Annotated in this window: 12 protein-coding genes; 3 read left to right on the top strand and 9 right to left on the bottom strand. The window is 33.8% G+C overall.

Annotated elements, in window-relative coordinates; all coding sequences use genetic code 11:
- Positions 1–76 precede the first annotated feature (76 nt).
- The 3 genes from ACWA1F_RS05935 to clpB form a co-directional block, all read right to left on the bottom strand.
- Positions 77–1,117 carry a hypothetical protein gene (locus ACWA1F_RS05935; protein ID WP_456892408.1) on the bottom strand — a complete coding sequence of 347 codons (1,041 nt, stop codon included), beginning with the start codon at positions 1,115–1,117 and terminating at the stop codon, positions 77–79.
- A gap of 23 nt (positions 1,118–1,140) precedes the next feature.
- Positions 1,141–1,632: a T9SS type A sorting domain-containing protein gene (locus ACWA1F_RS05930; RefSeq protein ID WP_456892406.1), complete on the bottom strand. Its 492-nt coding sequence runs from the start codon at positions 1,630–1,632 to the stop codon at positions 1,141–1,143.
- A 148-nt stretch (positions 1,633–1,780) separates the two neighbouring features.
- Positions 1,781–4,378 (bottom strand): ATP-dependent chaperone ClpB, encoded by a 2,598-nt coding sequence (gene clpB / locus ACWA1F_RS05925; protein ID WP_456892404.1) that lies wholly within the window; start codon positions 4,376–4,378, stop codon positions 1,781–1,783.
- Between the two features lie 206 nt (positions 4,379–4,584).
- On the opposite strand from clpB, the gene ytxJ reads away from it, so the two are divergent.
- Both ytxJ and ACWA1F_RS05915 read left to right on the top strand, forming a co-directional pair.
- Complete coding sequence (gene ytxJ, locus ACWA1F_RS05920; protein ID WP_456892402.1) at positions 4,585–4,977, top strand: bacillithiol system redox-active protein YtxJ; 393 nt, start codon at positions 4,585–4,587, stop codon at positions 4,975–4,977.
- Between the two features lie 114 nt (positions 4,978–5,091).
- The gene (locus ACWA1F_RS05915; protein ID WP_456892400.1) at positions 5,092–5,379 is read left to right on the top strand and encodes a type II toxin-antitoxin system RelE/ParE family toxin; all 288 of its coding nucleotides are present in this window, start codon (positions 5,092–5,094) and stop codon (positions 5,377–5,379) included.
- A gap of 2 nt (positions 5,380–5,381) precedes the next feature.
- On the opposite strand, the gene ACWA1F_RS05910 is transcribed toward ACWA1F_RS05915, so the two are convergent.
- The 3 genes from ACWA1F_RS05910 to ACWA1F_RS05900 all read right to left on the bottom strand — a co-directional run bounded on the left by ACWA1F_RS05910 (position 5,382) and on the right by ACWA1F_RS05900 (position 7,925).
- Positions 5,382–5,690 carry a hypothetical protein gene (locus ACWA1F_RS05910; protein ID WP_456892398.1) on the bottom strand — a complete coding sequence of 103 codons (309 nt, stop codon included), beginning with the start codon at positions 5,688–5,690 and terminating at the stop codon, positions 5,382–5,384.
- A gap of 73 nt (positions 5,691–5,763) precedes the next feature.
- Positions 5,764–6,930 (bottom strand): hypothetical protein, encoded by a 1,167-nt coding sequence (locus tag ACWA1F_RS05905; protein WP_456892396.1) that lies wholly within the window; start codon positions 6,928–6,930, stop codon positions 5,764–5,766.
- Complete coding sequence (locus tag ACWA1F_RS05900) at positions 6,927–7,925, bottom strand: DUF2157 domain-containing protein (protein ID WP_456892394.1); 999 nt, start codon at positions 7,923–7,925, stop codon at positions 6,927–6,929. The genes ACWA1F_RS05905 and ACWA1F_RS05900 overlap by 4 nt, the downstream gene beginning before the upstream one ends.
- Positions 7,926–8,189: 264 nt before the next feature.
- Between ACWA1F_RS05900 and ACWA1F_RS05895 the strand changes: the two genes are divergently transcribed.
- Positions 8,190–9,506: a pectate lyase family protein gene (locus ACWA1F_RS05895; protein ID WP_456892392.1), complete on the top strand. Its 1,317-nt coding sequence runs from the start codon at positions 8,190–8,192 to the stop codon at positions 9,504–9,506.
- Positions 9,507–9,570: 64 nt separating this feature from the next.
- Here the strand turns inward: ACWA1F_RS05895 and argH are convergent, their stop codons facing one another.
- The 3 genes from argH to argB form a co-directional block, all read right to left on the bottom strand.
- A complete protein-coding gene (gene argH, locus ACWA1F_RS05890; protein ID WP_456892390.1) occupies positions 9,571–10,857 on the bottom strand; it encodes an argininosuccinate lyase in 1,287 nt (428 codons plus the stop codon).
- Positions 10,858–10,994: 137 nt separating this feature from the next.
- Entirely contained in the window at positions 10,995–12,065 is a 1,071-nt protein-coding gene (locus ACWA1F_RS05885) for a M20 family metallo-hydrolase (RefSeq protein ID WP_456892388.1), read from the bottom strand.
- A 246-nt stretch (positions 12,066–12,311) separates the two neighbouring features.
- Positions 12,312–13,085 carry an acetylglutamate kinase gene (gene argB, locus ACWA1F_RS05880; RefSeq protein WP_456892386.1) on the bottom strand — a complete coding sequence of 258 codons (774 nt, stop codon included), beginning with the start codon at positions 13,083–13,085 and terminating at the stop codon, positions 12,312–12,314.
- Positions 13,086–13,153 lie beyond the last annotated feature (68 nt).

Raw genomic sequence — 13,153 nt, 5'->3', positions numbered from 1 at the left:
AAAATTTAGAGATAAAAAAAAGCATCAGTTTAAACTGATGCTTTTATGAATTATTTAGAACTCGTCACCTTTCAAATTAATCGGTAGAAACATTCATTCCTCTACTAATTAAAGTTGCCTTATCTAGAATTCCTTGTCCAGTCGGAGGAGCTGGAGGATTCTGATCTTGTAACTGAACATAGCTTCCTACATTAGCAGGAAGATTAAGCAATCGATGCAAAATTAAATTTACTTGTGAGCTCGAAAGCGCATTTTTATTAAAATTAAGCGATAAATTTTCATCTGTAACTTTTGTTAATAATGGCAAGTCAATAGAGGTAAGAATGGAATTATTTTGAAAATAAAGTCCCTTACTAGAGGTTAAAACAGGAAAAGAAATAGAAGTTAGAGATGGATTATTTAAAATTCCAGTGTCGTATCCATGTAATGTTTTCAAAACAGGAAATGTAATTGAGCCTAATATATCGTTATTACCTATATCTAAATCATTATAAACCTCAATAAGATTACTTAAATTAACGTTTGCTAATTTTAAGTTGTTTTGAATTTTTAAGTATACTAGTTGCTTTACTGCACTTAAATCAATAGTTGTCAAATTTGTTGTGGATGTTACATAAATATTTTCCGTGTAAGCTCCCAACTGTGCTTCTATTTGCGCCGCCGCCTGTGCATCTGTAATATCTCCCGTAATTATAATACTCGTTTTTCCATTCGTTTTACTGCTTCCTGCATATAATGCATAAGGCACGCTCAAAAGCTGACTTGTACCGCTAATGGTATAATTAGCTCCTCCGTCTGGATCTATTTCTGTTTTAATAAAATGAGATCCTGCACCCCAGTCTACAGAGGCAAAAGTTCCTGTAACAGGTGTTCCTCCGCCTATCTCAATTGTGGCTAATCCGTTAGCGTTTGTTGTGGTAGTTTGTGTTTCTACATAAGAAGCTGTTCCAGTTACGGAACCTAATAAGATACTAGTTTTGATGCCAACTAGAGTATTTGCTAACAAAGTCCCATCTGCCTTACGAATAACAGACTGATAATTCATTTTTTGTGGTGCTTGAGCAAATAAAATAGTAAAAGAACTTAGTAATAGTAATGCCAAAGTAATTTTTTTCATATATTTTTCTACGGTTTAAATTTCTATTTTTTAATAATTTTAAAAGTTTTAATTGCTTTAGAGCTTCTGTTTACTGCAAGAAAATAAACTCCTTTCGCTAATCCTTGCATGGAGACTTTTGTTTCTGAAGAAATGACCTTTGACGTATTTGCAACAATTTTTCCGTTAATATCAAAAAGAGTAAATGATAAATCATCGTATTGATTATCAGAAACAATTAGATTTAAAACATCAATCGTAGGATTAGGATAAGCAGTAATCACAAGATTAATTTCCTTAAACTCATCCGCCCCTAACGTAGCAATTTCATAGGCCTGCTGAACTCCTTCATGAGCAGAGCCGCCACTTCCTTTCAGGCTTAAGTCAGAAACTTGCCCTACTGAATAGCTTGCAGTTCCTCCAGCTCCAGCGCCTTTTCCGCCCGCAACGACTATGCTTTCTTGCGAATAAGTTTTGGTTCCAAAGAAAACGCTCATGACAAATAAAATCAAAAATGTTGTTTGGTTTCTTTTCATATAAATGATTTATAGTTTGAATCAAATATACCCTCTTTCTTACAACTTTAACATATCTATTAAAAATGTTATTGACAGAAATTATTAACAAAAAAAAAGCATCAGTACAAGACTGATGCTTTTCAAGATTAACATGTAAAAAAAATAATTAATTAGCGGTCTGGTTTCTAAATACCAATTTGCCATCAAAAGCATCTAATAAAATGATGCTGTCTGTTGTTATGTTTCCTGCCAAAATTTCTTTTGACAATTGATTTAAAACTTCTCTCTGCACGACACGTTTTACGGGTCTTGCTCCAAACTGAGGATCATATCCTTTGTCTGACAAGTAAGCAATCGCTTCTGGAGTCGCATCCATTGTAATGCCTTGCTGTGCCAGCATTTTAGTAACTCCTTTCAGCTGTAAACCTACAATTCTCGAAATATTATCTACTGTAAGTGGCGTAAACATTACGATCTCATCGATACGATTTATAAACTCTGGACGAACAGTTTGTTTCAACAACCCTAAAACTTCGTTTTTCGCCGCTTCTGTAGCTGCTTCAACTCCACCTTTTAGATTTTCGAATTTCTCCTGAATAATCTGGCTTCCCATATTAGAAGTCATGATGATAATCGTGTTTTTGAAATCGGCCAAACGACCTTTATTGTCTGTCAAACGGCCTTCATCTAAAACCTGCAATAAGATATTGAAAGTATCTGGATGCGCTTTTTCGATCTCGTCTAACAAAATAACAGAATACGGTTTTCTTCGAACAGCTTCTGTCAATTGTCCGCCTTCATCATAACCTACATATCCTGGAGGTGCACCAACCAAACGGCTCACACTGTGACGTTCTTGATACTCACTCATATCGATACGGGTCATAGCATTTTCATCATCAAAAAGATATTCAGCCAAAGCTTTTGCTAATTCGGTTTTACCAACTCCAGTTGTTCCTAAGAAAAGGAATGTTCCAACAGGTTTTTTCATATCCTGTAAACCAGCGCGACTTCTTCTCACAGCGTCACTCACCGCTTCTATCGCTTCTTCCTGTCCAACTACACGTCTGTGCAATTCATCTTCCAGATGCAAAAGTTTTTCTCTTTCTGTCTGAAGCATTTTAGTTACCGGAATTCCAGTCCATTTTGCTACCACTTCTGCAATGTCTTCTCTGGTAACTTCTTCTTTAATTAAAGAAGTTCCAGATTGAAACTCCTGCAATTGTTTTTGCAACGTTTCCTGACGTTCTTGCGCTTCTTTTATTTTTCCGTAACGAATTTCTGCTACTTTTCCATAATCACCGTCACGTTCTGCACGTTCCGCTTCATACTTAAAGTCCTCAATTTCGTGTTTTACAGCTTGAATTCCGTCAACAATATCTTTCTCTGATTTCCATTTTGCAAAGATTTCGTTTCGCTCTTCTTTCAAGTTGGCCAATTCCAAACCTAAAATTTTAAGCTTACTTTCTTCTTTCTCACGTTTAATGGCTTCAATCTCAATTTCAAGCTGCATGATTTTACGATCCAAAACATCCAGTTCTTCTGGTTTTGAATTGATTTCCATACGCAGTTTAGAAGCTGCTTCGTCCATTAAGTCAATCGCTTTATCTGGCAAGAAACGATTGGTAATATATCTTTGCGAAAGTTCAACCGCAGCAATAATTGCCTCGTCTTTAATCTGAACTTTATGATGCGTTTCGTACTTTTCTTTAATTCCACGAAGAATCGAAACCGCACTTTCTGTATCTGGTTCATCGATTAGCACTTTTTGGAAACGTCTTTCTAAGGCTTTATCTTTTTCAAAATATTTTTGATATTCATCTAAAGTCGTAGCACCAATTGCTCTCAATTCTCCACGCGCCAAAGCTGGTTTCAAGATGTTGGCAGCATCCATTGCGCCTTCACCTCCACCCGCTCCTACAAGCGTATGAATCTCATCAATAAAAAGAACAATATCTCCTTCTGCAGCTGTAACTTCTTTTACAACCGATTTTAAACGTTCTTCAAATTCTCCTTTGTATTTCGCCCCAGCAATCAGAGCCCCCATATCTAGAGAAAAAACGATTTTTTCTTTTAAGTTTTCTGGAACGTCACCATCTACAATTCTATGCGCTAAACCTTCTGCAATTGCCGTTTTACCAACTCCAGGTTCTCCAATAAGCATCGGGTTGTTTTTGGTTCTACGGGTTAGAATTTGCAGTACACGACGAATTTCTTCATCACGGCCAATAACCGGATCCAGTTTTCCTGTTCGGGCTAATTCGTTTAAGTTTTTAGCATATTTATTCAACGAATTATACGTTTCTTCAGCTGAAGCCGAAGTTACTCTTTCTCCTTTACGTAATTCCTCGATTGCCGCTTTCAAGCCTTTTCCTGTAACTCCTTGATCTTTTAAAATCTGAGAAACTTTGCTTTTTGAGTCAAAAATGGCTAAAATTAAATGTTCGATCGAAACGTATTCGTCGTTCATTTTTTGTGCGATTATTTCAGCTTCATTCAAAGATTTATTCGCATCTCTAGAAAGCATAATTTCGCCTCCAGAAACTTTTGGAAAGTTTTGAATTGTAGCATCTAAAAGCTGTAGAAACAATGGAACATTTACATTTAATTTTTTCAATATAAATGGCGCCACGTTTTCATCAACTTCAAAAATTGCTTTGAAAATGTGTTCATTTTCAATTTGCTGCTGGCCATTTCGCTGTGCTAATTGTTGCGACAACTGAATGGCTTCTTGCGATTTAATAGTAAACTTGTTAATATTCATATTTTTACGATTTGATGATTTTTTATTTGTTTGAATTTTATAAGATTAAAGTTACGCTTTATTGAGGTAAATCTTTAGCTCAAATAATTTAACTTTGCATTGAAATAGACAAATTATATTCCATAGTAAAAAAAACAGACAAAATGACGGTTAAAATCAGTTTTTCGCGGTTTAAACACGTCAAAAAGTCATAAATTAAGCCAAATATGAGTTTTTTTAATTCAATCTTCGGAAGTTCAGAGAACTCAGAAGCAGCAAAAAGCAAAGTCAACTGGACAGAATTAACAGATATTCGTCAATTAATGGAGATCGAAGCCATTTCAAACGAAAAACCAGTTGTGATTTTTAAGCATAGTACACGATGCAGCATCAGCCGTATGGCTTTAAAACAATTTGAAAGAGAATACGATCTAGTAGGTGTTGTTGATGCGTATTTTTTAGACTTAATTGCGCATAGAGATATTTCCAACGAAATTGCAAGCCGATTTGGCGTTTATCACGAATCGCCTCAATTGATTTTAATCAAAAACGGAAAAGCAGTTTACGATGTTTCACACAGCGATATTGATGCTGAGGCATTAAAAAGTAAGGTTTCGTAATTTAAATCTACTAATAAACCACTAAAGCACAAAATAAAAAAGAAAGTTTTTTCTTATTTATTTTGTGCTTTTTCTATTCAATAAAAGTATATTTACACGAAAAAAGTGGAATATATGGAAGTGATTTGGACTGAAAAAGCCGAGAAAACATATTTAAAAAATTATGAATATCTAGTAGAAAATTGGTCTATTAAAGTTGCTGAAAAATTTGACGAAGAAGTCTTAAATGTAATTGATATAATATCAAAAAATCCTCAGATAGGTCACTATAACAAAGATTTTGATTTCAGTACTATATTGGTAGTCAAACAAATTTCTTTAATTTACAGTATAATAGAGGATAAAATTATGCTTTTAATTTTTCACGATAATAGACAAAAACAAATCAAAGATTTATTCTAAAATCACTTGTTTTTATTTTTGATTCTCTTAATCATTTCGCTATGCGGGATAGTTTTTCCTTCTTTAATATTTTCCCTAGCCTCTTCGATCTCCGCTAATAATTCCATTTTATAATATTCTTCGGGAGAAATAATTTTTGCAATTGCCAGCATTTCATCAGCAGTAAAAGATTGATTTTGCAATTTTCTGTAATACGTTGGCCCAGATAACCCAACCTGTTCAATAATATATTTCTTTTTAAAGGGAGAATTATTTATAAGTTCGTCTAATTGGCTAGCAACTTTTTTAAAAGCGAGAATTTCTTGTATCATTTATGAAACTTTTTAGTTACATTTATTTTACAAATATAATAAAATAAATGAATCGAAATTCACACAGGCTTAATTAATAGCTTCCATCTGAACCGCCTCCGCTAAAACCTCCACCTCCAAATTCCATTGGAGAAGCTTGCGGTTTTACTTCTGGTTTCATTCCGAAAGTTGAAGCTACAACTAAAGCTTCAGCATTTAGCAACGAATCTGTATGATTGATTCTATCGGGTTTAAAAGTTAATCCGTTTTCTTTTTCTTTTAATTTTTTAATTGAAAAATAAGCGATTGCAAATAAAACTGCGCCTCCAATTGTTAGCGCCACTTCTATCGGTAAAACCGAATAATAAAATCTAATCGTATAAATTGAAAATGCAATAGCCAAAAAGCTAATCCAAAGCATTAATCGGTCTTTTGTTCTCAAAGCTTGAACCAAATAAATCATTGGAACTATAAAAGTAAAGGCATAAAAGAAAAATGCAAACGGAATATCGGTTCCCGGTTTTACATCTGTCCCTAAAAGCTCTACAGAAAGCTCTCTTACAATCAAATAATTACAAGAAAGATAAAATAAAACGAGACAAAAACTATTTGCTAATAAAAGTCCGTTATAGTAATAATTTTGAGTCAAACGGTCGATTATTTTTTTTGTAAAAAAATAAAAACCTCCAGCAAAAATCGCCGCTGTAAATGGTAAAATAGCTTTTCCTATTTCTCCGAATTCAAACATTCCAAAAAACAAAAAAGCAGTTATAGCAATACAAAAAACTAGCATTGACAATACATGCAAATACCTTAAAAACATAAACAATGCTGCAATAGCAACAAAAATCGCTATGATTATTTCGTAGCCTTCTGTTGTAATTCCTATTGCAAACCCGACATTTAAAAGCGCCCCCAGAATAAAGGCATCATCTAAACCGTGATTATGAAAATTTTTTGAAGCAAGCAATTCAGCTCCTGCAAATCCAACTATCGCAAAAATATAACAGCAGATTTGAAAAAATATGCGCTCGGAACTCACCCCGAATATAGTAATCGCACCACAAATCGATCCGAACAATAATGCTCCTAGCAAAAAGAAACCAATTCTAACCAGAATATTTTTCTGGTCTTTAAGAGCTTCCAACTCTTTTTCTATAAATTTCTTTTGGTCTTTACTAATAAAACCTCCATTATACAAAGAAGCTGCTTCATCAATTAAAGCTTCATTATCTAATACTTTTTTATCGTATGCTATCATTCTGAAATTTCTTTATGAAAGTTTTTAATTAGTTTTATAAAAATTACAATTGAAGCGACGAAATAAGCTGGCAATAGTAAAATAAATATTTCCCAAAAGTCTGAGAAATCAACATTTTCAAAGATTCTAAACACAAAAATATTTCCGCCTATATAAGCGTATAAAATCATAAATACATAGAGAGACATTGCTTTCTGATTGTAACTAGCTTTATAAAAATAATAAGTTGAACCTGCTAAAATAACTCCAAAAACCATCCAGGTAAGAATATCGTAATTGGTTAAATTGCTAATTGAGGCAATGCTTATAATATGAAGTGCAAAAGTGAGAAAAATTAAACCGAAATGTGTTTTGAGTGAAATTCGCTGACTGTAAATCGTCCATAAAATCAATAAAACACCAAGCATTACAGCAGAATAGCTCAAACTCTGGCTGGCGTAAAAATCATTATTATCTAATAAAGTCTGAGGCGTTACAGAAAGCCCAACATAAGCCGCCAAGCCGGTAATGGCGATCGTTAAAACACTTCTATTGTCAAAATAATAAGCACAAAAGAAACTCACTATTGTGGGAACCAACGTCGCTAATCCGTAATGTTCTCCAAAAGGTTTGTATTGAAATTGAAGATATCCGATAAAAATACAAGTCAGAATATTGCCCGCGAGAACTAGATATTCTAAAACAGGATGCTCAAAAGTGGTTTCCTCTTTCTGAAAGCCTTTTGAATATTTAACACAATAAAAAAAGCAAACTGCTATAACAATCAAAAGCAACGATAGAATAGCAATATGCCCTATTGAATCAATATTCTCATATATTAAAATTCCAATTCCTGAGGTAAATAACAATACAGACAGGTATAAAAAAAGTTTTAATTCTGCATTAAGCGAAAAGATATTCAGATTTCGATACGTTTTAATTTCATCAAACTGATTTTCGGTAATCAAGCCTTTATCAAAAAGATTTTGAGTCAGCTGGCTGTCAAATTTTTTCATTAGTTAATTGGGTTGTGGTTTTCAAATATAAGTATTTTAGGATGAAAATACTTGTTTTTTAATTTTTCTAAATTTTATACAATTACTGCTGTAAAAGCTTTAAATAATAGAGCATAAATTAGTGTAAAAACAACACTTACAACTCTCTTGTTTTCAATCATTAAAGCACAAAATATTCATCAAATTAATTTGAAATTATTTTTATTCTTTTACATTTGTGCAATCGATTACATTACTATTGAAACCACAAAAAACCACACTTAAATGAAAACAAAACTTATTTTATTAGCCTTGCTTCTCCCTTGCTCCTTTCTGTTTGCTCAAAACTACTATATGAGTTCTCCAGAAGGATTTGGAGCTGCAGCAACTGGAGGAGGAAACGCAACTCCTGTAATAGTGACTACTTTAACTGATTTAACTGCCAAATTAAAATTGGCCACTCCACAAGTTATTCTAGTTTCGGGAACAATAAACTGTACGTATACGAGCGTACAGGTAAATGACAAAACCATTATTGGACTTCCCGGAGCGCGATTAATCAATCTTGATCAAACGGCTTCTGGTTCTGGAATTTTAAATTTAAAAGCAGGATCTAATAATATAATCATCAGAAATTTAATTTTTGAAGGTCCTGGTGCCTATGATACAGATGGACGCGATAATCTAACTTCTGAAGCTACAAATCTATGGGTTGATCATTGTGAATTTCAAGATGGAACAGATGGCAATTTTGATAATAAAGGCGCTGCAGATAATGTTACGGTTTCTTGGTGCAAATTTATTTATCTAAAAGCTCCAAAAGCTGGTGGTCCAGGAGGAGCTGATGATCACCGTTTTTCTGATTTAATTGGTTCTTCTAAAACTGATGCTCCAGCAGATGGTCATTATAGCATTACATTTAAAAATTGCTATTGGGCTGAAGGCTGTAAAGAAAGAATGCCAAGAGCTAGAAATGCCGAACTTCATATTTTAAACTGCTATTACAACACCTCTGTTTCAGGTTCATTAGCCATTGGTTTAGGTGGCGGAAACAACAATTCTACTTGCTATGTTGAAGGCACCGATTTTGCAAAAATTGGAACTGCTTTTAAAAATTATATAAGTACAGACGGTGGTACAATTGGAATATCTTTTAACGATTGCTTAAATGCTCCTGCAAATTCTGGAACCGCAGTAACTAAACCTGCTTACACTTATTCTGCTTTACCTATTGCTAATGTTGCGGGTTATGTTTCAAACCCTACTTGTGGTGCTGGAGCAACACTTCAAGTTACGTCTCAACGTGTTTTGTCTACAAGTTGCAATAATTTAGGTTTAAATAACAAAGCCAATAACTTAGATCTAAAATATTATCCTTCTGTTATTAATAAACTTTTGAATATTGATTTTTCAAGTGCTGACAATGGTTTAGCCGAAGTAGATTTGTTTTCTTCAAATGGATCAAAAGTATATTCGCACCAAAAAAATGTGTCTCCTGATGAAAAATTAGAGTTGAATGTTGGAAATCTTTCTAAAGGCATATACATCTGTAAAGTTCAGATCGAAAACAGGAGCAAAACTTTTAAACTGGTAAAAAACTAAACTTACTATAAAACAAAAGGTCATTGAAAATCAATGACCTTTTACTTTTTTATAGTGCTTTTATTTACATTAAAAAGCTGTTATCCATTTTATCCTTTATATCGCTAAGGCATAAATTATTGATACTTCCCTCGTGTGTGTGTTTGGTTGCTTTTGGAGATTTATAAGTTCCTTCTTCCAATTGTTCTGCAACGGCTTTGTAAGCATCTCTAAACGGCATTCCGTCAACAACCATTTCATTTAAGGTATCTACAGTAAACAGATAATCGTATTTTTTATCTTCCAAAATACCTTCTTTTACCGTGATATCTTTTATTGAAAAAATCGCAATATCTAAACATGATTTCAATGTTTGAATCGCTGGAAATAAACCTTCTTTTAAAAGCTGCAAATCTCTGTGATAACCACTTGGGAGATTATTTGTAATTAAAGTAATCTCGTAAGGAAGCGCCTGAATCTTATTGCATTTTCCTCTGATCAATTCGAAAACATCTGGATTTTTCTTGTGAGGCATAATGCTCGATCCTGTTGTAAGATGCGCTGGAAGTCCGATAAAATCAAAATTCTGGCTCATATACAGACAAACGTCCATAGCAAATTTTGACAATGTTCCTGCAACGCTTGTCATCGCAAAAGCAACTGTTTTTTCTGCTTTTCCACGACTCATTTGCGCAGCAACGGCATTGTATTTTAAAGTTTCGAAACCTAGTTCTTTTGTTGTTAATGTTCTATCGATTGGGAATGAACTTCCGTAACCTGCTGCAGATCCTAACGGATTCTGATCTACAATTTTAGAAGCTGCATTCAGCATTGTGATATCGTCAATCAAACTTTCAGCGTAAGCCGAAAACCACATTCCGAATGATGAAGGCATTGCAATTTGCAAATGTGTATAACCTGGCAATAAAACATGCTGGTATTTTTCTGCCGATTCCATCAAAAGATCAAAAAGCGTTTTTACCTGTTCTTTGATTGCTTTTAATTCATCTTTTAAATATAAATGAACGTCAACTAAAACCTGATCATTACGAGAACGCGCAGTGTGGATTTTCTTTCCAGCATCGCCTAGTTTTTTTGTTAACAGATATTCGATTTTAGAATGAACGTCTTCAAAACTGTCTTCGATTTCAAAATTTCCAACTACGATATCGGCAATAATTTCGTTTAAAGCATCAACTAGAGAAGTTGTTTCTTCTTCGGTTAATAATCCGATTTGTCCAAGCATTTTTGCATGGGCAATTGAACCTAAAGCATCATATTTTGCTAAAACTAAATCAAGTTCACGATCGTTTCCAACGGTAAATTGCTCGATTTGTTTATCTGTTGGTATTCCTTTTTCCCAAAGTTTCATAGGCTTTATTTTTTTCGCCACGAATTCACGAATTATTTTTTCAAATCTTTGTGATTATTTTTTTCGAATTAATTCGAATTAATACTTCTTCTAGATAGTAAAAAAACAATTCGTGAATTCGTGGCAGTTTTCTTTTCTTATAATTTAAAGAACCCTGTCAATATTTTAATATAAAGATCGACTCCTTCTTCTATTTCGTTTACAAAAATAAATTCGTCTGCTGAATGCGAACGTAATGTTTCTCCAGGCCCTAATTTTAAAGACTGACAGCTTAAAACCGACTGATCTGAAAGAGTTGGCGAACCATAAGTTGTTCTTCCTAAAGCAATTCCGGATTGAACCAAACCGTGTGCAATTGGAATTGACGAAGCATTTAAATGCATTGATCTTGGTGTTACTTCGGCATTTACGTTGGCTTTTACAACCTCCAGAATTTCCGCATTGGTATAGCGATCCGTAACGCGAATGTCTACAACTAAATCACATTCTGACGGAACAACATTGTGTTGTTTTCCAGCATTGATCTGTGTTACGGTCATTTTTACGGGACCTAAAACGTCTGAGATTTTGTCAAATTTATAATTTTTAAACCATTCCATTACCGGAATTGATTTGTATAAAGCGTTATCATCGTTTTGATGCGCAGCATGGCTTGCAGTTCCTTTTACTTTTACATCTAAAACTAAAAGTCCTTTTTCGGCCACAGCCAATTGCATTAAAGTCGGTTCGCCCACAATTGCACAATCTAATTCTGGTAAATGTTTTAAAACGCTGTTTAAACCATTTTTTCCGCTGCTTTCTTCCTCTGCAGAAGCTACAATTACAATATTGTGCGATAAATTTTGGTTTTCATAAAAATGAACGAATGTAGCTAAAAGCGAAACCAGACATCCTCCAGCATCATTACTTCCTAATCCAAATAATTTACCGTCTTTTTCGATTGCTTTAAACGGATCGTTGGTATAAGCTTGATTAGGTCTTACGGTATCGTGATGGGAATTTAATAAAAGTGTTGGTTTATTTTCGTCGAAATATTTATTGAAAGCCCACACATTGTTATTTTCTCTCTTGAACGGAATTTCATTTTGATTGAACCAATTTTCTATTAAAAGAGCTGTTTGGTCTTCTTCACTTGAGAATGAAGGCGTTTCAATCAGATTTCTTAATAATTGAATGGCTTCTTTGGTAAGCGTATCTATATTTTTCATTTTAATAAGATTCAAAGGTTCAAAGGAACAAAGCAGCAAAGTTTTTGAGCTTTCCTATGACCATTTTTACTTGCGCAAATTTATTTAAAATACCTTGTGCGCTCTATTTTTTTGCCACTAATTACACGACTTTTCGCAAATTGTTTTTTTGTTACAGATTTAAAATCAAAATGATTTTTTTAATGTAAACCTAAAATTATTTTCTCTTTCAACAGAGAGAATTAACGTCAATTTGTGGCAACTTTTTTATAACGTAATTGTGGTATGCGGAACATCTGCATTTTGAAGCATTCTGTGATGCCCAATTTTGATTTTCTGCACGCCTCTTGATAAACTATTGAAGCAATTATCCAGTTTTGGAATCATTCCAGAATGGATTACTTTTTCTTCTTTTAGTTTGTTGTATAATGTTTCGTTGATTTCTGTAATTACAGATGAATCGTCTTCTGAATCTTGCAAAACGCCTTGTTTTTCAAAACAATACGTCAGCGTTACATCAAAAACTTCAGATAATGCAATTGATAATTCGCTTGCAATAGTATCAGCGTTTGTGTTTAATAATTGTCCGTTTTTGTCGTGTGTAATCGCACAGAAAACAGGAACAATTCCAGTTTCTAATAAAGTGGCTAATAATTTAGTATTAACCTGCTTTACATCACCTACAAATCCGTAATCGATTGTTGGATGATTTCTTTTTGCTGATTGAATCAAATTCCCGTCAGCACCAGAAAACCCGATTGCATTATTGTCTTTTGCCTGCAATTGCGCTACAATATGTTTGTTGATTTGCCCTGCGTAAATCATTACAACAATATCCAACATCGGAGCATCGGTAATTCGGCGTCCATCAATCATTTGCGGTACTAAACCAATACTCTGCGCCATTTTTGTAGCCGATTTTCCACCGCCGTGAACTAATACTTTATGCCCTTCAATTTTAGAAAAATCAGTTAAAAACTGCTCTAATTCTACGGGATTGTCGATGATGTTTCCACCAATTTTTATTACTGATACCTTCATAAGGTGCTAAGATGCTAAGGTTCTAAGATTCTAAGCTTTTTTCTTGACAAAGGCTCTTAGCAGCTTAG

Source organism: Flavobacterium erigeronis (assembly GCF_054075165.1).
Note: the sequence above shows the minus strand (reverse complement) of the source record. Positions and strands in the feature narration are given on the sequence as shown.